We start from the raw sequence: 23,995 nt of genomic DNA, 5'->3' as shown, positions 1-23,995 counted from the left end.
TGCGCTATAACGCACAAGGGGATTCGAAAGACGATTGATATGGCACCGGACGACATAACGCTGAAATTACGGGACGTACGGGCAGCCTCCGGGCTGAGCCTGTCCAAGGTGGCCGAAATGACCGGGGTCAGCAAGGCCATGCTGGGCCAGATCGAGCGTGGCGAGTCCAGCCCGACCATCGCGACGCTGTGGAAGATTGCCAAAGGGTTCCAGCTGCCCCTCAGTGCTCTGATCGGCCCGGACGTGCTGCGCGATACGGCCACGCCGGACGTGTTCCGCACCGTGACCTTTCCCGGCAGCATCGAGGTCAAGATCGTGTTTCCCTTTGATCCTACCCTGCGGGCCGAAACCTTTCACGTTGATCTTGCGCCGAACCAGAGCCATGAATCCGCCGCCCATGCCACTGGTGTGACCGAAGAGGTCTTTGTGCTGAACGGATCGCTTGAGATTCTGCGGGATGGCGAGTGGGTGCCGCTGCAGGCCGGGCAGGGGCTGCGGTTTGCGGCGGACCTGCCGCATGGCTACCGTGCCGGTGATCAGGGTGCGGCGTTTCTGAACATGCACCATTATGCGCAGCTTGATGCGTTGGCCGCGATCGGCTGAACACCAATCCAAAAAGCCCGAGGGACAACATGGCCGCTTTTCTTGAAACTCTGACGCTGGCGGATGCGGTCGGCTCGTTCGGTGCGCTGGTCGTAGTGGCGGCGTATTTCGCCACCCAGATGCGGATGATGAATTCGGACGATCTGGCGTTTCCTGTGCTGAACTTGGCGGGCTCGATCCTGATCGTCTATTCGCTGCTTCAGAATTTCAATCTGGCGTCGATGTTGATTGAATCCTTCTGGATTCTGATCAGCATGATCGGGATCGTTCAGTTTTTCCGGCTCAGACGCGCGCGTTAGGCGGGCTTGGCGCCATCCAGCCTTGAACCCCAATGCCTGCACGTATAGGGAAAAACCAAGCTCGCTCTTGGGGAGGCTTTGATGCAGGACGATCCGAAAACCCTCGTTTCAACCGAATGGCTTGCAGCCCACATCAAGGACCCGGATCTGCGGATTCTGGACGGGTCTTGGTATTTGCCGCAGCAAGGGCGGAACGCCAAGGCGGAATACGACGAGGCGCATATTCCCGGCGCCCGGTTTTTCGACATCGATGACATTTCCGACCGACGGTCGGACCTGCCGCACATGGCGCCTCCGGTCGAAAAGTTCATGTCGCGCCTGCGGGCGATGGGTGTGGGCGATGGCCATCAGATCGTGGTCTATGACGGTGCCGGGCTGATGTCGGCGGCGCGGGTCTGGTGGCTGTTCCGCCTGATGGGTCAGGAAAACGTCGCCGTTCTGGACGGGGGTTTCCCGAAATGGCAGGCCGAGGGCCGCGAGATCGAGGATCTGCCCCCGGTGATCCGCGACCGCCACATGACCGTGCGCGTGCAGAACCATCTGGTGCGCGACGTGACACAGGTGTCTTCCGCAACCAAGTTGGCCGATCACGAGATCATCGACGCCCGCTCGGCTGCTCGCTTCGCCGGAACCGAGGCAGAGCCGCGCGAAGGATTGCGTTCGGGCCATATTCCGGGGTCGCGCAACGTGCCCTTCGGCACCCTGCTGAACAAGAACGGCACCATGAAGTCACCCGACGAATGCCGCGCCGTGTTCGAGGCCGCAGGCGTGGACCTGTCGAAACCCGCCATCACTTCTTGCGGGTCGGGCGTGACTGCTGCGATCCTCAGCCTTGCGCTCGAGCGCTTGGGAAAGAAAGATCATTCGCTTTATGACGGCTCCTGGGCTGAATGGGGTGCCTTCCCGACCCTGCCCGTCGCAACTGGAGAGAACTGATGTTCGAGAACCTCAAACCGCAGCCCGCCGACAAGATTCTGGCGCTGATGCAGATGTACCGCGAAGACCCGCGCGATCAGAAGATCGACCTGGGTGTGGGCGTCTACAAGAATGCCGAGGGCGTGACGCCCGTGATGCGCGCGGTCAAGGCGGCCGAAAAACGCATTCTCGAAGAGCAGGAAAGCAAGGCCTATACCGGTCTGGCCGGTGATCCGGCCTATGCCGATGCGATGATCGGTCTGATCCTCGGCAGCGCGGTCCCGCGCGGCAATATCGCGGCCGTGGCGACGCCGGGCGGCACCGGTGCGTGTCGGCAAGCGTTCGAGATGATCCGCATGGCCAACCCCTCGGCGCGCGTGTTCGTGTCGAACCCGACCTGGCCGAACCACCTGTCGATCCTCAGCTATCTGGGCATTGAGACGGTCCAGTACCGTTATTTTGACGGCGAAACCCGTGGCGTCGATTTCGACGGCATGGTCGAAGACCTGAAAACCGCCAAAGCGGGCGACGTGGTGTTGCTGCACGGTTGCTGTCACAACCCGACCGGCGCCAACCTGAACATGGTGCAGTGGCAGGAGGTCGTGAACATCATCAACCAGCTTGGCCTCGTGGCGATGATCGACATTGCCTATCAGGGCTTTGGCGACGGTCTGGAAGAAGACGCGCAGGCGACCCGCCTGGTGGCCTCGTCGGTCAAGCGCTGCCTGATTGCGGCGTCGTGTTCCAAGAACTTCGGCGTTTACCGCGAACGTACCGGCCTGTTGATGGCGATCAGCGATGACGCGGCGCAAACGGCTCTGAATCAGGCCACTCTGGCCTTTCTGAACCGCCAGAACTACTCCTTCCCGCCGGACCACGGTGCGCGGGTTGTGACCACGATCCTGAACGACGACGCCCTGCGCGCCGACTGGGCGGCTGAACTGGAAGAGGTCCGCTTGTCCATGCTGGGTCTGCGTCAGCAGCTGTCAGACGAGTTGCAGCGCCTGAGCGGGTCTGACCGTTTCGGGTTCATCGCCCAGCACCGCGGCATGTTCTCGCGTCTGGGTGCGGCACCGGAGCTGGTCGAGACGCTGCGCGCCGATCATGGCATCTATATGGTCGGCGACAGCCGCCTGAACATCGCCGGGCTGAATGCCGATACGGTGCCGATTCTGGCCAAGGCGATTGTAGACGTCGGCGTCTGAGTGCTATTGAAAAAATGACAGAGAGCTGCGCTACCCAGCGCGGCTCTTTTTCCGGGGTGTGAACGGCAGGTTCAATCAGGTTTACTGCGGCCACTGGGTCTAAAGCTCTTTGTTGTCGATAATTGCGTCTACCACGTCTTCGGCTCGTTTGCGGGCGCTTTTTCTTTCTCCCAAACCCATGTGCACAGTTTCAATTTGAACAAGGTAGTCGACAACCCTCCGACGTTCTTCTCCCTGGCGCAGCATTCCCGCAGCCCTTTGCAGATATCTGTCGTATTCGTCAGCGAACGGCGCGCAGTCTTCGTCCTGCCAATTGCCTTCAAGCCCCAGCAGACCGATGGGGTCCCATAGCTTCCAGCCGATGTCGCGAAGGCGGGACAGCCCTAACCGTGGTGTGCCTGATGATTTGGTCATTTTTATGCGAGGAGCTCGGGAATTTTCAGTTGTTAAGATTAGACCCAAAACAAGCGATTTTTTCCACAGGCTTTATTATCAGAAATAGAAAAAGCCGGGCGCGAACGCCCGGCCTTCGAATGGTTAACTCTGGTTTTAGCCTTTGGAGAACTCGGGATACGCTTCCATACCCAGCTCGCCCATATCCAGGCCGTTGATCTCTTCTTCCTCACCAACCCGCAGGCCAACAGTTGCCTTAAGGATCGAGAACAGGATGAAGCTGACCACGAAGACGAAGATACCGATGGCAGCGAAGCCGATGATCTGGGTCACGAAGTTCGCGTCACCATTGGTCCAGGCCACGATGAAGGTGCCCCAGAAGCCTGCGATCAGGTGAACCGGGATGGCGCCGACCACGTCGTCGATCTTCATGCGGTCCAGCATCGGAACGGTCAGGACAACGATCACGCCACCAACTGCACCGATGATCAGCGCCTGGAACAGCGACGGGGCCAGCGGTTCGGCGGTGATCGAGACCAGACCGGCCAGCGCGCCGTTCAGCACCATGGTCAGGTCGACTTTGCCGTACATCACCTGTGTCAGGATCAGCGCGGCAACGGCACCGGCAGCAGCGGCCATGTTGGTGTTGGCGAAGATGCGGCTGATGTCTGCGATGTCACCAATGGTGCCCATTGCCAGCTGCGAACCGCCGTTGAAGCCGAACCAACCCAGCCACAGGATGAAGGTACCCAGAGTGGCCAGCGCCAGGTTCGAACCGGGGATCGGAACCACTTTGCCGTCCTTGTTGTACTTGCCGATCCGCGGGCCCAGCACGATGGCACCGGCCAGTGCTGCGAAACCACCTGCGGCGTGCACCAGGGTCGAGCCTGCGAAGTCGCTGAAGCCCATCTCGGACAGCCAGCCGCCGCCCCACTGCCAGGACGCTTCGATCGGGTAGATGATGCCGGTCAGGACGATCACGAAAGCAAAGAAGGGCCACAGCTTGATCCGCTCGGCCACGGTGCCCGACACGATCGAGGCGGTGGTGGCGCAGAACATCAGCTGGAAGAAGAAGTCCGAGCCGACAGTTGCATAGGACAGGTCGGCATTCACGCCGTCCAGGCCGACGGCCTCAAGCGATGCGGGGGCGATTGCGCCCAGAACGCCGGGGATCATCCAGCCATCGCCGGGATACATCAGGCCATAGCCGACCAGCCAGTACATGATGGCGGCGAACGAAAACAGGCCCATGTTCTTGACCAGCTGCATGGCAACGTTCTTCGAACGCACCAGACCGGCCTCGAGCATGGCAAAGCCCGCAGCCATCCAGAACACCAGGAAACCGCCAACCAGGAACAGCAGCGAGGTCAGGATAAATTGCGTGTGCTGCGCGGTCTCGCCGCCGGCGGCCTCTTGCGCAAGACCCATCTGCGGCAGCGCGACGATCGCGGCGGCAGGGATGAGAGATTTCATCAGGTTCATTGTCAGTCCTCGAATGATTGTGAGTGGGGGGCGCCTTACAGCGCCTCTTCGTTCGTTTCCCCGGTCCGCACGCGCAGGGCCTGCTCGACATCGAGGACAAAAATCTTGCCGTCACCGATCTTGCCGGTCTTGGCGGTGTTGGTGATGGTTTCGACGATCTGTTCGGCCATCGTGGCGGGCACCACGATCTCGAGCTTGATCTTGGGTACGAAATTCACGGCGTATTCGGCGCCGCGATAAATCTCCGTGTGACCGGATTGCGAGCCGAAGCCCTTGATTTCGGTCACCATCATGCCGCGCACGCCCGCCTCGGTCAGTGCCTCGCGCACCTCCTCGAGCTTGAACGGCTTGATTGTCGCAATGATCAGTTTCACGTTCTTCCCCTCTGCTTCCCCGGTCTGTCCGGCTTGTTTGCACTTGCAGAAAAAAGCGCGCCTACGCCGTGTAAGGAACGGTTTGAGTGGTGAAAGGTTGGGGAAAACAGGGGTGAGGTGCACAATTTTTGCACAAATATCATCAAGTGATTAAAAATTAGGCGCCCTGATGAGGGCCGCTTCCGGAAATTCAGACCTCTACTTCAACGGTCTGTCAGGGTATGGTGCCTCAAAATGATAACCGGGCAGAGTTTGAGCATGACTGAGTCCAGGCGCCGAAAGGCACCGCTTGTCGCGGACAAGAGATACCCGTCGAAAGGGCGCAAGCCCACGGCGACCAAGCGGGCTGCGAAGCCCGCAGGAAAGAAGGCGACCGCGCGCAAGACGACGACCCGCAAGACCGCCCGGAAGAAAACACGCCGGAAATCCGGCGGCAACGGAGGCGGCGGGTTCTTCCGTCGGCTGTTCCGCTGGATTTGGCGGTTGATCTGGGGGGTTACGTGGCGCGTGGGCGCCGTAGCCGCATTGTTGCTGGCGCTGGCGGTGGGGGTTGTCTACACCTCGTTGCCCGATGTGGATGCGCTGCTGGATGGCCGGGCGCGGGGCTCGGTCACGTTGCTGGACCGCGATGGCAAGGTCTTTGCCTGGCGTGGCGATCAGTTCGGCGGGGTGATCACCGCCGACACCGTCTCACCACATCTGAAAAACGCCGTGGTCGCCACCGAGGACAAGCGATTCTATCGCCATTTCGGCGTCAGCCCGCGGGGTGTCGCCAGCGCGGTTCGAATCAACCTCAGCGAAGGGCGCGGGCCGTTGTCCGGCCATGGCGGGTCGACCATTACGCAACAAACCGCCAAGTTGTTGTGCCTGGGTGTGCCGTATGTGCCCAGCGAGTGGGAGTCCGAGGCCGCCTATGAGGCGGATTGCCGTCAGGGCTCGCTGTGGCGCAAGGCCAAGGAAGCGGTCTATTCGATGGCGATGGAGGTGAAATACTCCAAGGACGAGATTCTGACCATCTACCTGAACCGCGCCTTTCTTGGTGCCGGTGCCCGCGGGTTCGAGGCCGCAAGCCAGCGTTACTTTGGCATTTCCGCCGCCGAAGTGAACCCGGCGCAAGCGGCAATGCTGGCCGGTCTGCTGGTGGCGCCCACACGTTATGCGCCCACGAACAACCTGCAGCGCTCGCAGGATCGGGCGCAACTGGTGATCGGGTTGATGGAGGCGCAGGGCTATCTGACCACCGCACAGGCCAGCAGCGCCCGCAGCAACCCGGCGCAACTGTCCGAGGCCGCGGCGGCGCGGGCGGGCGGCTATTTTGCCGATTGGGTGATCACCGAGCTGCCCAGCTATTTCGGCACTGACACCACGGATGATGTGGTGATCCGTACCACGTTGGATCAAAGGCTGCAGAAATCGGCGGAAGAGGCGTTGAAATACATCTTCCAGGAAAAGGTGCGCGAAGGGTCCAAGGCGCAGGCCGCGATTGTGGTGATGTCGGCGGATGGGGCTGTGCGGGCCATGGTCGGCGGGCGCAAGACACGGGTATCCGGCGCGTTCAACCGCGCCACGCAGGCGTTGCGCCAGACCGGGTCGTCCTTCAAGCCCTTCGTCTATGCCACCGCGCTGGAGCTGGGTCATTCGCCGCTGGATACGGTGGTGGATGAACCCTATTGCGTCAACATCCCCGGGTCGGGTCAGTGGTGCCCCAAGAACTATACCCACAAATTCTATGGCCGGGTGACGCTGGCGGATGCGCTGAAGAACTCGCTGAACATCCCGGCGGTGAAAGTGGCCGAATTTGTCGGGCTGGACAATGTGCGCACGGTGGCCAGTGAGTTCGGCATCGAAAGCAACCTCGCCGAAGGCCCGGCGCTGGCGCTGGGCGCATCGGAAAGCACGCTGATCGAGATGACCGGGGCCTATGCGGGTATCCTGAACGGTGGTTCGGCTGTGGAACCTTATGGCCTGTCCGAGCTGAAACTGCTGGGGGACAACACGCCCTTGATCCAGACCAGCACCGGCATTGGTGAGCGGGTGATCAACGACAAGGCCGCCAAGCAGCTGACCTGGATGATGGAACGTGTGGTGTCCGAAGGCACCGGCGCGCGCGCCAAGCTGCCCGGATGGCAGGTGGCGGGTAAGACCGGCACCACGCAGGCCGCGCGGGATGCGTGGTTCATCGGCTTCACCGCCGATTACGTCGCGGGTGTCTGGATGGGCTATGACGACAACACGCCGCTGTCCGGCGTGACCGGCGGCGGCCTGCCTGCGGAGATCTGGAAAGAGACCATGCTGCGCGTGAGCGAGGGGATGACACCCACGCCGTTGCCGATGCTGGCCCCCGATCCGCCGGTGCAGACCGCGCAGCCGCGGCAACAGCGCCGTAGACAACAGACCGGTCTGGACAGGGCCATCAACAACCTGCTGAACAATATCTTCGGCAACTGAACCCACAAAAAAGGCGGTGCACCGGGCACCGCCTTTCCTTTTGGAATGTCGGACCCGATCAGAGGCTTTCGTCCAGAGCTGCCAGAATCGCGTCGCCCATTTCGGTGGTCGAGACCGGCTCAACGCCTTCTTCGGCCAGCAGATCGCCAGTACGGACACCGTCGGCCAGAACCTTCTCGATCGCGGCTTCCAGACGGTCGGCCTCGGCGCCCTGATCAAAGCTGTAGCGCAGCGCCATGGCAAAGCTGAGGATACAGGCAATCGGGTTGGCCTTGCCTTCGCCGGCGATGTCCGGGGCCGATCCGTGGACCGGTTCGTACATCGCCTTGGGGCGGCCATTGGCCATCGGGGCGCCCAAGGATGCCGAAGGCAGCATTCCCAGCGAACCGGTCAGCATCGCGGCACAGTCCGACAGGATGTCGCCGAACAGGTTGTCGGTGACAATCACGTCGAACTGCTTGGGCGCGCGCACCAGCTGCATCGCGCCGTTGTCGGCATACATGTGGGTCACTTCGACCTCGGGGTAGTCCTGGGCCACACGATCCACGACCTCGCGCCACAGGATACCGGCCTCCATAACGTTGGCCTTTTCCATCGAGCACAGTTTCTTGTTCCGGCGCATCGCCAGTTCAAAGGCGGAACGCGCGGCGCGTTCGATCTCGGATTCGGTGTAACGCTGGGTGTTGACGCCCACACGCTCGTTGCCTTCCTCAAAAATGCCGCGCGGCTCGCCGAAATAGACGCCCGAGGTCAGCTCGCGCACGATCATGATGTCCAGACCGGCAACGATGTCTTTCTTCAGCGACGAGAAATCGGCCAGCGCGTCAAAGCACTGGGCCGGGCGCAGGTTGGAATACAGGTCCATTTCCTTGCGCAGGCGCAGCAACCCGCGCTCGGGCTTTACGCTGAAATCCAGATCGTCGTATTTCGGGCCGCCCACGGCGCCCAGCAGAACCGCGTCGACCTCTAGCGCCTTGGCCATGGTTTCGTCCGACAGCGGCTTGCCATGCGCGTCATAGGCGGCACCGCCGACCAGATCCTCGCTCACGTCGAATTCCAGGCCACGGTTCGCACCGAACCAGTCGATCACGCGGCGCACTTCGGCCATGACTTCGGGGCCAATTCCGTCTCCGGGCAGGATGAGGAGCGAGGGGTTGGACATGAAGGATCTCCTTGCGTTTCGTCGCAATGGCCCTAGCGTCTGCGCCGCATCGGGTCAATGAGACGAACCGGCCTTTATGGGCCGGAAATCCGGTTTCCGGGCCGAAACCACCGCCCGGCCTGCGTTTTTCCGGTCAAAGACTGGCTTTCAACCCCTCGGCCAGCAGGTCCCAGACACGCCGGATTCGGGGTGTCTGGCGCATCGCCTGCGGCGCAGCCAGCCAGACCGGAAGCGGCGCAATCTCGATATTCAGGTCCAGCACTTCGACATCCGGGTCGGCCTCGGCCACCTGAACCTGTGAAAAGCCGATCCCGCACCCGGCCCGGACCAATTGCCAATAGGCGCTTTGCAGATCGCATCTGGTGCCAAAGCTGTCCTTGCTGACCGGCCAGCCGCGATCCCGCATCCGGGTGATGATATATTCATTGGCATCAAAGCCGACCAGTTCGTGGTCGAACAGATCCTCGGGGCGTTGCGGGTGCCCGGCGCGGTCCAGATAGGACCGGGCGGCACAGAGACACAGCTGCACATCGCCCAGATAGCGCGAGATGATGTCCATCTGCTCGGGGCGGTACATGCGCACCGCGATGTCGGCCTCGCGATACAGCAGGTTCTCGATGGCGTCCGTGGCGACCAGTTCCAGTTGAATGGCCGGTTCCTGCTGTCGGATCTGCGCCAGAATCGGGGGCAGCAGGTGGTGCGACGCAAAGACCGAAGCGGTAATGCGCACCGACCCTTCCAACTGCTGCGACTGCCCCGCCGCCGCCAAGCTGAACGATGTCATCGCCTTGTGCATCTGCTGCGCCATCGGCAACAACTGCGTGCCCACCTCGCTGAGTTTCAGGCCGCGCGCGTGGCGGTCGAACAGGGACACGCCCAGCTCATCCTCAAGCGCGTGGATCTGGCGGCCCAGCGTGGGCTGGCTGCGGTCCAGCTGCCGCGCCGCCGCCGACAACGAGCCGGTTTCGGCCACCGCCAGAAAGCTTTGAATCAGGGACCAGTCGGCGTGGGTGAGTGATTTATCCATTCATAAATGAATACACGTTCTGCATTTCCCGGCAATTGCTCGATTGATTTGAATTGGTAGTTTCGATTTGAAAGGAGTTTCCCATGACCCAATCCGTTCTCATCCTGGGTGCAAACGGCCGTTTTGGACGAAACGCCATGGCGGCGTTTCGAAACGCGGGATGGACCGTTCGCATCTTTGACCGCACCACCGACAGTTTGGCGCAGGCTGCGCGGGGCGCGGATGTGATCATCAACGCCTGGAACCCGCCCTATCCGGATTGGCAGGCACAGGTGCCGGAGCTGAACCGGCGGGTCATTTCGGTCGCGCGGGACACGGGGGCAACAGTCCTCCTCCCGGGCAATGTCTATGTCTTCGGGGCCGACCTGCCGGGTCCGTGGTCCGCGGCTACGCCACATCTGGCCCAGAACCCTCTGGGCCGCATTCGGATCGAGATGGAGGAAGCTTACCGCGCCTCATCCGTGCGCACGATCATCCTGCGGGCCGGAGATTTTCTTGACACATCTGCGTCGGGGAACTGGTTTGACCGGGTGATGATCAAACCGCTGGCGCGGGGGCGTTTCGTCTATCCAGGCAATCCCGACATCGCCCATGCCTGGGCCTATTTGCCCGACCTTGCGCGCGGGGCGGTGGTCCTTGCCGAGATGCGCGAGAGGCTGCCCCGTTTTTGCGACGTGCCTTATCAGGGGTATACGGCAACCGGCGCTGAAATGGCGCAGGCGCTGTCGCGGGTCACCGGTCGGCACGTGTCTGTGCACCGGATGAACTGGCTGCCGATTCAGCTTGCCCGTCCCGTCTGGCGGATTGCGCCTCATCTGCTTGAGATGCGGTACCTGTGGAATACGCCGCACAGTCTCGAGGATACGTTTTTCCAAGAACTGGTCGGGGAATTCAAGCGAACCGATCTGGACACTGCGCTGAAACGGGCGATCCCCGGTGCACTGCGACCGGATGGGGTTCTCGCCCCCGCCTGATCGCCGCTAGGGCGCGGTCACGTCCACCCAGACCAGCCGGTGCCTGCTGGCCTGTTCGGCGGCAGCGCGCAGGGGGGATCCCGGTGCGGGCCAGAACACGCCCGCGCCTGTCACCCGCAGATCGGCCGAAGGCAGAACGTAATCCACCCGCATCTCTCCCACCGCTTTCCATTCCACTGTGGTCATAGCGCCCGACATGTTGGCGGGGTGCGGGTCTTGCAGACGGGGGTCCGCCAACAGTGCCCGGATCGCTTCCCGGCGCCCGTCGCCCCGTTCCGGGTCCTGATTGGCGTCCCCGGCGATCACAAACGGGCCTTCGGGCCTGCGCCCCAACTGGCCGTCCAGAACCGCGGACCAGAGGCGGATTTCGTCGCGATTGCGCAGCCCGTTGCGGTCTTCGGGGCCGTCAAACACCGGCGGGGCGGCGTGAAAGGTCAACAGATCTAGCGCTCCGATTGGGGTGTCCAGCGGCACGATCCAGTGGGCCACGGCGGACAGGCGCTGGATGTTCTGCGCCTCTTCCGAGGGGAAAGGGCCATCGTCCGTGACCGGCATCTGCGCACCGGGCAGATCGCGCCACAGCAGATCGGTAAACGCCTGCACACCTTCGACGCGGATCGGATAGCGCGACAACACCGCGAGCCCGCCCTGGCCGGTGAACCGGCCCCAGCCCTGCGCGTCCGCCGGGCCATGTGTCGGCCCATCTCCGTTCAGGTCCAAAGACGTTTCCAGCCCGGCATTGGGCCGTGCGGCGAAGTGGTGGGGATAGTCCAACCCCGCGGCGCGCAGCTGTTCCAGCAGTGCGGTCAGGGCCTCGGCGTTCAGATCCCAGTCGATGCCCTGCAGGGCGAGGACGTCCGGCTGCGTGGCCACCAACACCTCGACCACCGCCTGTACCTGCGGATCACCGCGTCGTATGTCGCGCAGCAGCAGGCCCGGCCCGTCGCGGCTGAGTTCCGTGTTGTATGAGGCGATGCGGACTGTCTGCGCCTGAGCCATCACCGGCAACAGCAGCAACAGAAGGATGCGGATCATGCAGCCTGCGTGGACTCGGCGGTGGAGTAGGCGCGGCGCTTTTCGACGATCAGATTGGCGATGCGCAAGGTCGCCATGCCGCGCATGATCATGCTGGCGGGCAGGAAGGCCCAGGCGCTCATGGTCCAGATCAGGGTCTGAGGGTTGCTCAGCGAGATCGGGCTGGCATAGTCGGTCATCATCTTGATCAGGGCCGGGATCAGAAACGGCAGCAGCACTCCGATCGAAATGTTCAGACGTCCGTCCCGTTGCAGGCGGGTGACAACGTCTCCGCCCTTGGTCGGGTCGAACAGGGGCAGGTTGGTCCAGACATTGAAGGCGCCGTTGCCCGTGGGCCAGCCGCGCAGCTTCACCGCGTAGGCAAAGCTGGCAATGGTTACCAGCGCGGCGACATAGGCCACACTGGCGGCGATGCGCACCAGTTCGATCAGCGGCGCACTGGCATCTGCGGGCAGCATCAGCACCACCAGCCGGACCGGAGAATACGGGAAGTCGACCACATTGGCGACGCCCAGACCCAGCGCATAGAATATCGTGGTCAAACTGCTGGGCGCATAAGCGTTCTTGCAGATCAGCGTCAGGAACATGATCATCGACATCAGCCCGACAAAGCGCAGGCGGTTCACCGGTGGCGCGTCGCGGAATTCGATAAAGCTGGGAAAGGCCGAATTGTATTCGGCAAAGGTCAGAAAGAATGCGAGAATGGCGAGAAAGACGACAATCTCGGTCCCATTCGTTGACGATACGGGCAGGTACAACGCGGGGGTCAACACCATCAGTGCAACCAATAGTCCCCGAATCGCCGCCCCAGTTGTGCGCGCAATCACTATCCGAACCCTTTCAAACTGGATTAGTCGATTCTTCGCCGACTTCACTTCCAACTTGTGCCCGCCACTTGAAGTTGTGGCGGATGCCATAAGTCACCAATGTTCTTTTGGTGGGTGCCTGTCCCCGCCACATTGGCGATAAGCGACATTTCGCTCAAGCCAAGGCGCAGAAAACACGTGATTTCGGGCAAAATGATGGCGCAACTGGTGCGGGATTGCATCATTTTCGACGCAAATCCGACGTGTGTATCAGTGTGACACCTAGATGTTGTGGTTTCCTGAATTTCAACCCCAAGAATGCGAACGGGGCCGCCTTGTCGACCCCGTTAGGTTGAGTATCCACAGATTCGTTACAGAATCATACCCAGGGGCGGGCCTGGCTTGCGTGATCCTCGAACTTGTCGATGTGATGGTCTTTTTCCATCGTCAGGCCGATATCGTCCAGACCGTTCAGCAGGCAGTGCTTGCGGTGCGGGTCAATGTCGAATTCGATCACAACCCCGTCCGAAGTGGTGATCTGCTGATCTTCCAGATGCACGGTCATGCGGGCGTTTTCGCCCTTATGCGCGTCCTCCATCAGGATCGCGTGATGCTCCTCTTCGACCACGATGGGCAGGATGCCGTTCTTGAAGCAGTTGTTGAAGAAGATGTCGGCAAAGCTGGTCGAGATCACCACCTTGATGCCGAAATCCTTGATCGCCCAAGGCGCGTGTTCGCGCGATGAACCGCAACCGAAATTGTCGCCCGCGACCAGAATCTCGGTCTGGCGATAGGCGGGTTTGTTCAGAACGAAATCCTCGTTCTCGCCGCCATGGTCGTGATAGCGCATCTCGTCAAACAGCACGACGCCAAGGCCGGACCGTTTGATGGTTTTCAGGTGCACTTTCGGAATGATCATATCGGTATCGATATTGATCAGCGGCATCGGGGCGGCCACCCCGTGGACTTTTTCGAACTTTTCCATCTCTACACTCCTGCGGGAGAGGGCCGCGCCCGTGCCCCGCGTTTAAGCTTCTTTCGTTTCGCCTTTGGGTGCGTTCTTGACGAAGAACGCCATGAAGATCAGGCCGAACCCGTTGAACAGCATCTCGATGCCCAGCAGGATACCCAGCAGGCTCAGCAAAGCTGCCGGTTCTGCCGCCGCATATGACCAGATGATACCGGCCAGCACGATCGACAAGATGCCCGAAATCAGCGTGGGCCAGAAAAACTGCGTTCCTTTCATCTGGAACGACAGAAAGACCCGCGCAATGCCGCCTGCCATGAACAGGATCAGCATCACGGTCGCCAGCGTCAGCGTGCCCTGCAGCGGGTGATCCAGAAAGGACCAGCCCAGAAACAGCATGACCGCACCCATGATGAGCGACAGGATCTTGTTGCCGGTGCCTTCAACGGTGAAGCCACCCACAAGCTGCAACGCGCCCGAGATCAGCAGCAACACTCCGGTTACCACCGTCACGGCGACAGACGCCACAACCGGCGCGCCCAGTACGAAGATACCGAACGCGATGGACAGAAGCCCCAGCAGGAGCCATTTGACCCAGTCACTCATGTTTTCAATCCCTCAAATATCTAGATATGAGGGGACCTTACATCAATTCACGGACGTCTGTCAGCCGTCCTGTGATTGCCGCTGCAGCAGCCATTGCCGGGCTCAGCAGATGGGTGCGCCCACCCCGCCCTTGACGACCTTCGAAGTTGCGGTTCGAGGTCGCGGCACAGCGCTCGCCCGGTTGCAGCTGGTCCGGGTTCATCGCCAGGCACATCGAGCATCCCGCCAGACGCCATTCGAAACCGGCCTCTTTGAAGATATCGGCCAGACCCTCTTCTTCGGCCTGAGCCCGCACCAGACCCGAGCCCGGCACGACCATGGCGCGCAGACCGTCCTTGATCTTTTTGCCCTTCAGAATCTCAGCCGCGGCGCGCAGGTCTTCGATACGGCCGTTGGTGCAGGACCCGATGAACACAGTGTCGATTTCCACATCGCTCAGCTTTTGGCCTGCCTCCAGACCCATGTATTCGATCGAACGGCGGGCCGCGTCGACCTTGCCGCCTTCGAAATCCGAAGGATGCGGCACGGTTGCGGTGATCGGCAGAACGTCCTCGGGGCTGGTGCCCCATGTGACGACTGGCGCGATGTCTTCGCCGCGCAGGGTGATGACCTTGTCGAAATGCGCGTCTTCGTCGGTATAAAGCGTTTTCCACCACGCCAGAGCCGCTTCCCACTGAGCGCCTTTCGGGGCGTGCGGGCGGCCTTGGACATATTCATAGGTGGTCTCATCCGGCGCGATCAGACCCGCGCGGGCGCCGCCTTCGATGGCCATGTTGCAGACGGTCATGCGGCCTTCCATCGACAGATCACGGATCGCTTCGCCGCAATATTCGATGACATAGCCGGTGCCGCCAGCAGTGCCGGTCTCACCGATCACGGCCAGAGTGATGTCCTTGGCGGTCACGCCCGGCTGCAATTTGCCGGTGATTTCCACCTTCATGTTCTTGGACTTCTTCTGGATCAGGGTCTGGGTGGCCAGAACGTGCTCAACCTCGGACGTGCCGATGCCGTGCGCCAAAGCGCCAAACGCGCCGTGGGTGGCGGTGTGGCTGTCGCCGCAGACAACGGTCATGCCGGGCAGGGTCCAGCCCTGTTCGGGGCCAACGATGTGCACGATGCCCTGACGCACGTCATGCACCGGGTAATAGTGAATGCCAAAATCCTTGGCGTTCTTGTCCAGTGCCTCGACCTGAATGCGCGATTCCGGGTTTTCGATCCCGTTCACGCGGTCTGCCGTGGTGGGCACGTTATGGTCCGGCACAGCGATGGTCTTTTCCGGTGCGCGTACCTTGCGGCCCGCCATGCGCAGGCCTTCGAACGCCTGCGGGCTGGTCACTTCGTGCACCAGATGGCGGTCGATATACAGCAGGCAGGTGCCATCATCGGCCTCGTGGGCGACATGGGCATCCCAGATCTTGTCATAGAGTGTTTTGGGGGACATCGGTCCTCTCCCGTTTTTAAATGAGAAATAGCTGGCGAGTGGCTGGGCGCCGCTTATAGGCGGGCCAGAACTGTGCGGGCGGCCCCAAAGAACCGTTCACGCAGGCGCGTGCGGTCTTGCAACGTGGGTGCTGGGGCCAGGGTGAGTCTCATGCGCACCAGATATATCGCGTCTGGCCGTCAATCAAGGTTCAATCCCCCCGACAGGCTTGCATCGTGCGGAAACGCTGTCCAAGCTGGGGTCATGAATCAGGACCTGATCCCCAGCTCGCTGTCGGACCTCTATGAAAACATGGTCGCGGGCTTTTCCGTGCAATTCGAAAACCTTGTCGAGCTGGTCGTCACGCCCGGCTGGCGTCAGCACCAGCTGGTCATCATTCTGGGCCTGTGGGCGCTGTCCTATATTCTGAAACTTGCGACACAAGGCCGATGGGAGGCCTGGGCCCGCGCCCGCGAAGGGTGGCCGAAATGGCGTTTGCGGGTTCTGATCCAGCTGATGCAGCGCCTGACGCTGGTTTATTTCGTGCTGCTGTCCTGGGCGCTGTACCTGTTGATGCAGCAGATCACATGGCCCTCGCGCAGTTATATCATCGGGGTTGTGGCAACCTTGGCGCTGGCGTGGCTGGCGATTGCGCTGGTGGCGCGGCTGGTGCGCAACCGGACCCTGCGGCGCATCTTCAAATGGGCGATGTGGGTCTATGCAACGCTTATTGCCCTGAACCTGACCGATGACGTGGCCGAGTTTCTGGACGGCGTGGCGATCTCCATCGGCGATCTGCACATCTCGGCGCTGGGTATTCTCAAGGCGACGTTGCTGATCGGTATCCTGCTGACGCTGGCCCGCGTCGGCACCCGCGCCGCAGAACGGGGGCTGATGAGCAATGACGACATCACCCCGTCGATGCAGGTGCTGCTGGCCAAGGGCATTCAGGTGTTGCTGTATGGCGCGGTCTTTCTGGCGGCCATCCGCACGCTCGGGTTCGATCTGACGGGGATTGCGCTGCTGTCCGGTGCGATCGGTGTGGGGATCGGTTTCGGCCTGCAAAAAGTGGTGTCGAACCTGATCTCGGGGATCATCATTCTGATGGACCGGTCGATCAAACCGGGCGACGTGATCTCGCTGGGGGATACGTTCGGCTGGATCAACGCGCTGGGCGCGCGCTATGTCTCGGTCGTGACACGGGACGGGCGGGAATACCTGATCCCGAACGAGGATCTGATCACCAATCAGGTGGTGAACTGGTCGCATTCCGACAAGTTCGTACGGTTGGACCTGGAATTTGGCACCAGCTATGACGATGACCCGCATCTTGTCCGCGCAACGGCCATAAAAGCGGTCAAAACCGTAACGCGGGTGCTGAGCGGGGGGGGGCATGAGCCGGTCTGCCATATCACCGGATTCGGCGACAGCAGTGTCGATTATGTCCTGCGGTTCTGGATCAGCGATCCGACCAAGGGGCTGACCAACATTCGCGGCAATGTTTACCTTGCCCTGTGGGATGCCTTTAAGGCCGAAAACATCTCGATCCCCTTCCCGCAACGCGAGGTTCGGCTGTTGCCCGACAGCGCAGACGCGCAACAGGTCGCCAAAGAGTGACCGCCCGTGCGCCCCGCCCGGCGGCCTTTCATTGAAATGTTGCATTCCCCTTGTTACCTTATTAGTACCCCTGCGCCGGGGTTTGGCGGCGCGCAGCAAAGGAGGACTATGTCCTGTCTCTACATACCCAGGCGGGTTTGCCCGCCGATGACGGAGCCGGTGTAATGGCTCACTCTCAGTCAATCAGCGACAAGCTGCTTGAACGTATCCTTTCCTCACTTTCCGATGACAAGGCCGAAGACGTCGTGCAGATCAACCTGCAAGGTAAGTCTTCTGTTGCGGATCACATGGTGATTGCCTCGGGTCGGTCGACCCGTCAGGTGGCGGCCATGGCGGAAAAGCTGACGGATCGCATCAAGCAGGAATTCGGTTTCACCTCGAAGGTCGAAGGCAAGGATGCCGGCGACTGGGTGCTGATCGATACGGGCGACGTGATCGTCCATATCTTCCGCCCCGAAGTGCGTGAATTCTACCAGCTGGAAAAGATGTGGCTGCCTCAGGGCGGCAGCGCCTCGGCGAACTGAGGCGCCATCCTGGCCTGTATTGAGAGGTCGGAGGCGAGAGAAATATGCGTATCAGCATAGTTGCGGTCGGGCGATTGCGTGCCGGACCGGAGAAGACCCTGCTTGACGATTACCTGACCCGTTTCGACCGGACCGGCCGCGCGCTGGGCCTTGGTCCTGCACGGGTGATCGAGGTCGAAGACAAGAAAAACGCCGGCATGGGCGCAGAAGCTGCGTTGCTGCGCAAGGCGCTGCCCAAAGGCGCTGTGATTTGCACATTGGACGAGCGCGGACGGGTGATGTCGTCGCCTGATTTTGCCAAGAAGCTGGGCGGCTGGCGCGATGCCGGACGTCAGGATCTGGCACTGATCATTGGCGGTGCTGACGGAATAGACCCTGATCTGCGGGCCGAGGCTGATTTTTCCATTTCATTCGGGTCGATGGTCTGGCCCCATATGCTGGTCCGTGTGATGCTGGCCGAGCAACTTTACCGGGCCGCAACCATCCTGTCGGGCGGCCCCTATCACCGGGTCTGACATGGCGCAGCTTCTGATCGTTTACCATTCCCGCACCGGCGGAGCCCGGCAGATGGCCGAAGCAGCGGCTGAGGCCGCACGCGATGAAGCCGAGACTATTCTGAAGCCCGCCGATCAGGCGGGGCCGGACGATCTGCTGCGCGCCGATGGCTATATCTTCTGCGCGCCCGAGAATCTGGCGGCGATTTCGGGTCTGATGAAAGAGTTTTTCGACCGCAGCTACTATCCGGTGCTGGGTCAGATCGAAGGGCGCCCCTATGCGCAGATGGTCTGCGCCGGGTCAGACGGTGAAAACGCAGCCCGCCAGATGGCCCGGATTGCCACCGGCTGGCGCCTGAAAGAGGTGCAGCCACCGCTGATCCTCTGCACCAATGCGCAGACGCCCGAGGCGATTCTGGCCGAAAAGACCATCCCTGACGATCAGCTGGAAAAATGCCGCGAGATTGGCGCCGCCTTGGCCGCGGGGCTGAGCCTGGGCGTGTTCTGAGCCTCAGTTCAGATCGACAACCGTGGTGCCGTCGTTCCAGCCATCCACATTGCACCGCGCCTGAACCTGCACTTGCGTTGCACCCTCGGGGATCACGACACCACTGAGTGAGCGGGTAAAGGGCTGCTCGGTCTCATGCGGATGGTGCAGCACGCGCATCCCCAGCTCATTGCCGTCCATGTCCAATACGCGCCACCCGTCGGCGTAATGATCCCAGCCGGTATCCGGATGGCGGATCGTTACGTCGAATCGCCATGTATCGCCGCTCTGACGGGCTGAGACAGTCTCGATCATGGCAGGATCGGCAAAGGCGGGTGCGGCCAGAACGGCGCCGAGAATCAGATATCGCATAGGGCGACCATACGGGGTGACGCGTGGCGACGTCATCACGACTCTGTGTTGGGCGGCAGGGTCAGCAGCACCGACCGGGAATGGGATGCGAATTCGCGCCGGTACAAAACGCCCAGAGTGATGACCGTGCCGAGTATCAGGGCGAGCGGGCCCAAAATCCACGCCAACGAAGCCAGCGCAAAATAGGTGACACGCAGGCCGCGATTGAAACTGCGCGCAGCGGTGACGCAAATCTCGGCCGCTTGTGCGGCGCGCGGATAGGCTCGCGGATCATCGGGATCGTTCGGGACGGCAGCCATCAGCACCGCGCAATATCCAAACAACCGATGCGCCCAGACGTATTTCAGGAACGCATTGGCCAGAAACAGGATCACCACCAGAATCTTGATCTCCCACACCAGCGCCGGGGCGCTGCCGATGGCGAGATCGCTGGCGACCCCGGCCAGCCGCTCGGTATTTCCCAACAGCGCCAGCCCGCCCCCGATGGCGATCATCGTGGTTGACGCAAAGAAGGTACTGCCCTGCCGCATCGCTGCCACGACCTGCGCGTCAAACATCCGGGGTTGCCGCGTGACCATCTCGTGCATCCAGCTGCGCCGGAAGTCGTCCATCATCATCGCGACCGATTGCCGGTTTGGCGCGGGATGCTCGATCCGCCAGCCGATCCATTGCCACGCGCCCAGCAAGAGCAGCACGGCGGCATAATCCAGTGTTGAGAACAAAAGGGCGCGGTCGATCCAGGTCATGGCGGCGACAGTAGGGCCAGAGATCGGAACTTGCCAGACGGGTAAATTGGTAATATTATTTTACCAAACGGAGGATCAGCGATGGAAATGCCCCGGCCAAACCCCGAAATCCTGGCGCGCAAGCAGGCGGTGCTGTCGCGCCTGTTGCAGGTGCTGCCTGTGGACGCGGTGATCCATGACCCGGCTGAGACGCGCGCCTATGAATGTGACGCGCTGACCGCCTATCGCTGCCCGCCGATGCTGGCGGTGTTGCCGTCGACTACGCAAGAGGTTTCGGACGTGCTGCGCATCTGCCATGACGAGGGCGTGCCGGTGGTGCCGCGTGGCTCTGGCACGTCACTGGCGGGCGGGGCGCTGCCCACCGCGGATAGCGTCATTCTGGGCGTCGCCCGCATGAATGAAGTGCTGGAGACCGACTATGACAACCGCTTCATCCGCGTTCAGACCGGCCGCACCAACCTGAGCGTGACCGGCGCGGTCGAGGAAGAGGATTTTTTCTATGCCCCGGACCCGTCCTCGCAACTGGCCTGCGCGATTGCGGGGAATATCGCGATGAACTCGGGCGGGGCGCATTGCCTGAAATACGGCGTGACCACCAACAACCTTCTGGGCGTGAAAATGGTGATGATGGATGGCAGCGTGGTCGAGATCGGCGGCGCACATCTGGACGCGGGCGGGCTGGACCTATTGGGCGTCATCTGCGGGTCCGAAGGGCAGCTGGGTGTGGTGACCGAGGCGACGCTGCGCATCCTGCGCAAGCCCGAGGGCGCGCGGCCAGTGCTGATGGGCTTCGATGACAATGAGGTCGCGGGGCAATGCGTGTCCGACATCATCAAGTCCGGTATCCTGCCAGTGGCGATCGAGTTCATGGACACGCTCTGCATCAGGGCCTGCGAGAATTTTGCCCATGCGGGTTATCCGGATTGCCACGCGCTGTTGATTGTCGAGGTCGAAGGGTCGGAGGCCGAGATTGACGATCAACTGTCGAAAATTATCAAGATCGCCAAGCGCCACAATCCAGTGGAACTGCGCGAAAGCCAATCGGCTGAAGAAAGCGCTAAGATCTGGCTGGGGCGCAAATCGGCGTTTGGTGCGATGGGTCAGATGAATGATTACATGTGCCTGGACGGAACGATCCCGGTGTCTTCGCTGCCTGAAGTCCTGCGTCGAATTGGAGAGTTGAGCGCGGAATACGGCCTGCCCGTAGGTAACGTATTCCATGCCGGCGACGGTAATATGCACCCGCTGATCCTGTTCGATGCCAATAAGTCCGGCGATCTGGAAAAATGTGAGGCATTCGGGGTCGATATCCTGAAGCTCTGTGTCGATGTGGGCGGTTGCCTGACCGGTGAGCACGGCGTGGGCATCGAAAAGCGCGATCTCATGTCACATCAATACGCGCCTGCGGACCTTGAGGCGCAGATGGCCGTCAAGGATGTATTCGATCCCAAATGGCTACTGAACCCCGCCAAAGTGTTCCCTCTGGAGGCATCAGATGCGCGGCGGATGGCTGCGGAGTGAGGGGCGCTGCCCCCGACGCGCGTTGCGCGTCTCCCCCGGAGTATTTTTGAAAAGATGAAGAGATATGAGAGCTGAGACAGAGGCCGAACTGGCCGAGATTGTGGCCGGGCTGACGGAACCGGTGCGAATTGTCGGCGGTGGCACACGTGGGGTTGGTGGGCCGGAGGCCACGCTTGAGACCTCGGGGCTGAGCGGGATTAACCTCTATGAGCCCGGCGCGCTGACCCTGGTGGCGCAGGCAGGCACGCCTGTGGCCGAGATCGAGGCTGCTTTGGAGGCGGAAGGGCAGCAGCTGGCGTTTGAGCCCATGGACCATCGCGGGCTGCTGGGCACCAGCGGGACGCCGACCATTGGTGGTGTTGTGGCCGCCAATATCTCGGGTCCGCGCCGTATTCAGGCAGGGGCGTGTCGCGATTTCCTGTTGGGCGTCCGCTATGTCGATGGCATGGGGCAGGTGATCAAGAATGGCGGTCGGGTGATGAAAAATGTGACCGGCTACGATCTGGTCAAGCTGATGGCCGGGTCGTGGGGCACGCTTGGGGTTCTGACCGAGGTGTCGCTGAAGGTGCTGCCCAAGCCCGAGGCCGTTGCGGCCCTTGCCGTTCACGTCACGAATGCCGGGGATGCGGTTCAGGCCCTGTCTGCCGCGTTGAAATCCCAGTTCGAGGTTAGTGGGGCCGCTTACGACCCGCAAAACGGCCAGGCGCTGTTGCGGGTTGAGGGTTTCTCGGGTTCGGTCACCTACCGGACAGAACGCTTGAATTCCACGCTGTCGGTATTCGGTGAGATCACCGAGGCCTCGGACGCTGCCGATCTATGGCGAAATCTGCGCGATGTCGGGCCGTTTCACGGGCGCGAGGGCGACGTCTGGCGGATGTCGGTCAAACCAACCGATGCGCCTGAAATCTTGACCCGGCTTGAGGCGCATCAGACCCTGTTGGATTGGGGTGGCGGTCTGATCTGGGCGCGCGTTCCCAAAGGCACAGATCCGCGTGCTCGGTTGGGCGCATTCCAGGGTCACGCGACACTGGTGCGCGCAGAGGCTGAGACTGCTGCAGTATTGGGCCGGTTTCAGCCTGAGTCCGCTGGTGTTCAGGCTCTAACACAGGGACTACGGGCGCGTTTTGATCCTCGCGGTTTGTTCAATCCGGGGCTGATGGGGTAGGCGGATGCAGACGACGTTCACCGAAAAACAACTACAAGACCCGGCGATAAAGCGGTCGAATGAGATTCTGCGCAGCTGCGTGCATTGCGGGTTCTGCACAGCCACCTGTCCGACCTATCAGGTGCTGGGGGATGAGCTCGACAGCCCGCGCGGACGCATCTACCTGATCAAGGACATGCTGGAAAATGAGCGTGTCCCCGATGAAAAGACCGTCAAACATATCGACCGCTGCTTGTCCTGTCTGGCTTGCATGACGACCTGCCCTTCGGGCGTGCATTACATGCATCTGGTCGACCACGCGCGGGAATATATTGAGGCCAATTACAAACGCCCTTTCACCGATCGCGCGCTGCGCTGGGTGCTGGCGCAGATTCTGCCCTATCCGATGCGGTTCCGCTGGGCGCTGATCGGGGCCAAGTTGGGCCGGCCGTTCCGGTTCCTGATGCCCGACGCCCGGCTGCGGGCGATGCTGGACATGGCGCCGAAACACATCCCTCCGGTCAGTCGCAATGACGACCCGCAGAGTTTTGCGCCCAAGGGGCCGCGTATCAAACGGGTGGCGCTGATGACGGGGTGTGCGCAAAAGGCGCTGAACACTGATATCAACGACGCAACGATCCGCCTGCTGACGCGGTTGGGGTGCGAGGTTGTGGTGGCCGAAGGTGCCGGGTGCTGTGGTGCGCTGACTCATCACATGGGCAAGGTGCAGGACAGCCACAAAGCGGCGGAGGCCAATATCAGAGCTTGGACAACCGAGATGAATGGCGAGGGTCTGGACGCTATCGTCATCAACACCTCGGGCTGCGGCACCACCGTCAAGGATTACGGCCATATGTTCCGTAACGACCCATTGGCCGAAGATGCGGCGCGGGTGTCGGGCATTGCGATGGATATCAGCGAACTGCTGGTGCAGCTGGACCTGCCCGAAGGCACCGACAAGGGCTTGATCGTCGCCTATCACGCGGCCTGTTCCCTGCAGCACGGGCAAAAGATCAAATCCCATCCTAAGGACCTGCTGAAACGGGCTGGTTTCACTGTATTAGAGCCTGCTGACAGCCATCTGTGCTGTGGCAGCGCGGGAACGTATAACCTGATGCAGCCTGAAATCTCGGGCCAGTTGAAGCAGCGCAAGGTCAGAACGCTTGAGGCGAAGAACCCCGATGTGATCGCCGCGGGCAATATCGGCTGCATGATGCAGATCGGATCAGGCACGGATGTGCCCGTTCTGCACACGGTCGAGCTGTTGGACTGGGCGACCGGCGGTCCCAATCCAAGGGGCCTGCAAACCGGTCAGACGCCCGAGGTTCCGATCCTCAGATAAGCGCGGATGATGCAGCGGTGCATCAGGTTCCG

Annotated in this window: 25 protein-coding genes; 13 read left to right on the top strand and 12 right to left on the bottom strand. The window is 61.4% G+C overall.

Features of this window, described 5'->3' with window-relative positions:
* The first annotated feature begins 39 nt into the window (after positions 1 to 39).
* The 4 genes from ACR0NT_RS08120 (at position 40) to ACR0NT_RS08105 (ending at position 3,022) form a co-directional block, all read left to right on the top strand.
* Positions 40 to 603: an XRE family transcriptional regulator gene (locus tag ACR0NT_RS08120; RefSeq protein ID WP_170447478.1), complete on the top strand. Its 564-nt coding sequence runs from the start codon at positions 40 to 42 to the stop codon at positions 601 to 603.
* A 29-nt stretch (positions 604 to 632) separates the two neighbouring features.
* Entirely contained in the window at positions 633 to 902 is a 270-nt protein-coding gene (locus ACR0NT_RS08115; protein ID WP_170327862.1) for a CBU_0592 family membrane protein, read from the top strand.
* Between the two features lie 81 nt (positions 903 to 983).
* Positions 984 to 1,838, top strand: a complete 855-nt coding sequence (gene sseA / locus ACR0NT_RS08110; protein ID WP_170674453.1) for a 3-mercaptopyruvate sulfurtransferase — start codon at positions 984 to 986, stop codon at positions 1,836 to 1,838.
* On the top strand, positions 1,838 to 3,022 hold the full coding sequence (locus ACR0NT_RS08105; protein ID WP_170674451.1) for an amino acid aminotransferase: 1,185 nt from the start codon (positions 1,838 to 1,840) through the stop codon (positions 3,020 to 3,022). The genes sseA and ACR0NT_RS08105 overlap by 1 nt, the downstream gene beginning before the upstream one ends.
* Positions 3,023 to 3,121: 99 nt before the next feature.
* Here the strand turns inward: ACR0NT_RS08105 and ACR0NT_RS08100 are convergent, their stop codons facing one another.
* The 3 genes from ACR0NT_RS08100 to ACR0NT_RS08090 all read right to left on the bottom strand — a co-directional run bounded on the left by ACR0NT_RS08100 (position 3,122) and on the right by ACR0NT_RS08090 (position 5,271).
* Entirely contained in the window at positions 3,122 to 3,436 is a 315-nt protein-coding gene (locus tag ACR0NT_RS08100; protein ID WP_170674449.1) for a hypothetical protein, read from the bottom strand.
* Between the two features lie 135 nt (positions 3,437 to 3,571).
* Complete coding sequence (locus ACR0NT_RS08095; protein WP_170327859.1) at positions 3,572 to 4,897, bottom strand: ammonium transporter; 1,326 nt, start codon at positions 4,895 to 4,897, stop codon at positions 3,572 to 3,574.
* 35 nt (positions 4,898 to 4,932) lie between these two features.
* Positions 4,933 to 5,271: a P-II family nitrogen regulator gene (locus ACR0NT_RS08090; RefSeq protein WP_170674447.1), complete on the bottom strand. Its 339-nt coding sequence runs from the start codon at positions 5,269 to 5,271 to the stop codon at positions 4,933 to 4,935.
* Positions 5,272 to 5,529: 258 nt separating this feature from the next.
* Here ACR0NT_RS08090 and ACR0NT_RS08085 point away from each other — a divergent pair, with 258 nt between their 5' ends.
* Positions 5,530 to 7,719: a PBP1A family penicillin-binding protein gene (locus tag ACR0NT_RS08085; protein WP_170674445.1), complete on the top strand. Its 2,190-nt coding sequence runs from the start codon at positions 5,530 to 5,532 to the stop codon at positions 7,717 to 7,719.
* A 58-nt stretch (positions 7,720 to 7,777) separates the two neighbouring features.
* On the opposite strand, the gene leuB is transcribed toward ACR0NT_RS08085, so the two are convergent.
* Together leuB and ACR0NT_RS08075 are read right to left on the bottom strand one after the other, a co-directional pair.
* Positions 7,778 to 8,881 carry a 3-isopropylmalate dehydrogenase gene (gene leuB / locus ACR0NT_RS08080; protein ID WP_170447466.1) on the bottom strand — a complete coding sequence of 368 codons (1,104 nt, stop codon included), beginning with the start codon at positions 8,879 to 8,881 and terminating at the stop codon, positions 7,778 to 7,780.
* A gap of 133 nt (positions 8,882 to 9,014) precedes the next feature.
* On the bottom strand, positions 9,015 to 9,908 hold the full coding sequence (locus ACR0NT_RS08075; protein WP_170447464.1) for a LysR family transcriptional regulator: 894 nt from the start codon (positions 9,906 to 9,908) through the stop codon (positions 9,015 to 9,017).
* An 83-nt stretch (positions 9,909 to 9,991) separates the two neighbouring features.
* Between ACR0NT_RS08075 and ACR0NT_RS08070 the strand changes: the two genes are divergently transcribed.
* On the top strand, positions 9,992 to 10,882 hold the full coding sequence (locus ACR0NT_RS08070; RefSeq protein WP_170674443.1) for a Rossmann-fold NAD(P)-binding domain-containing protein: 891 nt from the start codon (positions 9,992 to 9,994) through the stop codon (positions 10,880 to 10,882).
* A 6-nt stretch (positions 10,883 to 10,888) separates the two neighbouring features.
* Here the strand turns inward: ACR0NT_RS08070 and ACR0NT_RS08065 are convergent, their stop codons facing one another.
* From ACR0NT_RS08065 to leuC, 5 genes are all read right to left on the bottom strand, one after another.
* The gene (locus ACR0NT_RS08065) at positions 10,889 to 11,917 is read right to left on the bottom strand and encodes an endonuclease/exonuclease/phosphatase family protein (RefSeq protein ID WP_170674441.1); all 1,029 of its coding nucleotides are present in this window, start codon (positions 11,915 to 11,917) and stop codon (positions 10,889 to 10,891) included.
* Entirely contained in the window at positions 11,914 to 12,693 is a 780-nt protein-coding gene (locus ACR0NT_RS08060) for a hypothetical protein (protein WP_480442877.1), read from the bottom strand. Before ACR0NT_RS08060 ends, ACR0NT_RS08065 begins: the two co-directional genes overlap by 4 nt.
* A 409-nt stretch (positions 12,694 to 13,102) precedes the next feature.
* Positions 13,103 to 13,708, bottom strand: coding sequence for a 3-isopropylmalate dehydratase small subunit (gene leuD, locus ACR0NT_RS08055; protein ID WP_170674438.1), 606 nt, complete (start codon positions 13,706 to 13,708; stop codon positions 13,103 to 13,105).
* A 42-nt stretch (positions 13,709 to 13,750) separates the two neighbouring features.
* Positions 13,751 to 14,296: a DUF308 domain-containing protein gene (locus ACR0NT_RS08050; RefSeq protein ID WP_170447455.1), complete on the bottom strand. Its 546-nt coding sequence runs from the start codon at positions 14,294 to 14,296 to the stop codon at positions 13,751 to 13,753.
* Positions 14,297 to 14,333: 37 nt separating this feature from the next.
* Positions 14,334 to 15,737: a 3-isopropylmalate dehydratase large subunit gene (gene leuC, locus ACR0NT_RS08045; protein ID WP_170674436.1), complete on the bottom strand. Its 1,404-nt coding sequence runs from the start codon at positions 15,735 to 15,737 to the stop codon at positions 14,334 to 14,336.
* A 243-nt stretch (positions 15,738 to 15,980) separates the two neighbouring features.
* On the opposite strand from leuC, the gene ACR0NT_RS08040 reads away from it, so the two are divergent.
* The 4 genes from ACR0NT_RS08040 (at position 15,981) to ACR0NT_RS08025 (ending at position 18,859) form a co-directional block, all read left to right on the top strand.
* Complete coding sequence (locus tag ACR0NT_RS08040) at positions 15,981 to 17,333, top strand: mechanosensitive ion channel domain-containing protein (RefSeq protein WP_170674434.1); 1,353 nt, start codon at positions 15,981 to 15,983, stop codon at positions 17,331 to 17,333.
* Between the two features lie 164 nt (positions 17,334 to 17,497).
* The gene (gene rsfS, locus ACR0NT_RS08035; RefSeq protein ID WP_170327847.1) at positions 17,498 to 17,857 is read left to right on the top strand and encodes a ribosome silencing factor; all 360 of its coding nucleotides are present in this window, start codon (positions 17,498 to 17,500) and stop codon (positions 17,855 to 17,857) included.
* 44 nt (positions 17,858 to 17,901) lie between these two features.
* Complete coding sequence (gene rlmH, locus ACR0NT_RS08030) at positions 17,902 to 18,372, top strand: 23S rRNA (pseudouridine(1915)-N(3))-methyltransferase RlmH (RefSeq protein ID WP_170674432.1); 471 nt, start codon at positions 17,902 to 17,904, stop codon at positions 18,370 to 18,372.
* A gap of 1 nt (position 18,373) precedes the next feature.
* Positions 18,374 to 18,859: an NAD(P)H-dependent oxidoreductase gene (locus ACR0NT_RS08025; protein ID WP_170674430.1), complete on the top strand. Its 486-nt coding sequence runs from the start codon at positions 18,374 to 18,376 to the stop codon at positions 18,857 to 18,859.
* A gap of 3 nt (positions 18,860 to 18,862) precedes the next feature.
* Here the strand turns inward: ACR0NT_RS08025 and ACR0NT_RS08020 are convergent, their stop codons facing one another.
* Together ACR0NT_RS08020 and ACR0NT_RS08015 are read right to left on the bottom strand one after the other, a co-directional pair.
* Complete coding sequence (locus ACR0NT_RS08020) at positions 18,863 to 19,210, bottom strand: hypothetical protein (protein WP_170674428.1); 348 nt, start codon at positions 19,208 to 19,210, stop codon at positions 18,863 to 18,865.
* Between the two features lie 35 nt (positions 19,211 to 19,245).
* Positions 19,246 to 19,956: a DUF599 domain-containing protein gene (locus tag ACR0NT_RS08015; RefSeq protein ID WP_170674426.1), complete on the bottom strand. Its 711-nt coding sequence runs from the start codon at positions 19,954 to 19,956 to the stop codon at positions 19,246 to 19,248.
* An 81-nt stretch (positions 19,957 to 20,037) separates the two neighbouring features.
* On the opposite strand from ACR0NT_RS08015, the gene ACR0NT_RS08010 reads away from it, so the two are divergent.
* The 3 genes from ACR0NT_RS08010 (at position 20,038) to glcF (ending at position 23,963) form a co-directional block, all read left to right on the top strand.
* The gene (locus ACR0NT_RS08010) at positions 20,038 to 21,477 is read left to right on the top strand and encodes an FAD-linked oxidase C-terminal domain-containing protein (protein ID WP_170674425.1); all 1,440 of its coding nucleotides are present in this window, start codon (positions 20,038 to 20,040) and stop codon (positions 21,475 to 21,477) included.
* A 64-nt stretch (positions 21,478 to 21,541) separates the two neighbouring features.
* The gene (locus ACR0NT_RS08005; protein ID WP_170674422.1) at positions 21,542 to 22,642 is read left to right on the top strand and encodes an FAD-binding protein; all 1,101 of its coding nucleotides are present in this window, start codon (positions 21,542 to 21,544) and stop codon (positions 22,640 to 22,642) included.
* A gap of 4 nt (positions 22,643 to 22,646) precedes the next feature.
* Positions 22,647 to 23,963 carry a glycolate oxidase subunit GlcF gene (gene glcF, locus ACR0NT_RS08000; protein WP_170674421.1) on the top strand — a complete coding sequence of 439 codons (1,317 nt, stop codon included), beginning with the start codon at positions 22,647 to 22,649 and terminating at the stop codon, positions 23,961 to 23,963.
* Positions 23,964 to 23,995: the final 32 nt, after the last annotated feature.

The sequence above is a fragment of the Ruegeria sp. AB10 genome, from assembly GCF_056542745.1.
Note: the sequence above shows the minus strand (reverse complement) of the source record. Positions and strands in the feature narration are given on the sequence as shown.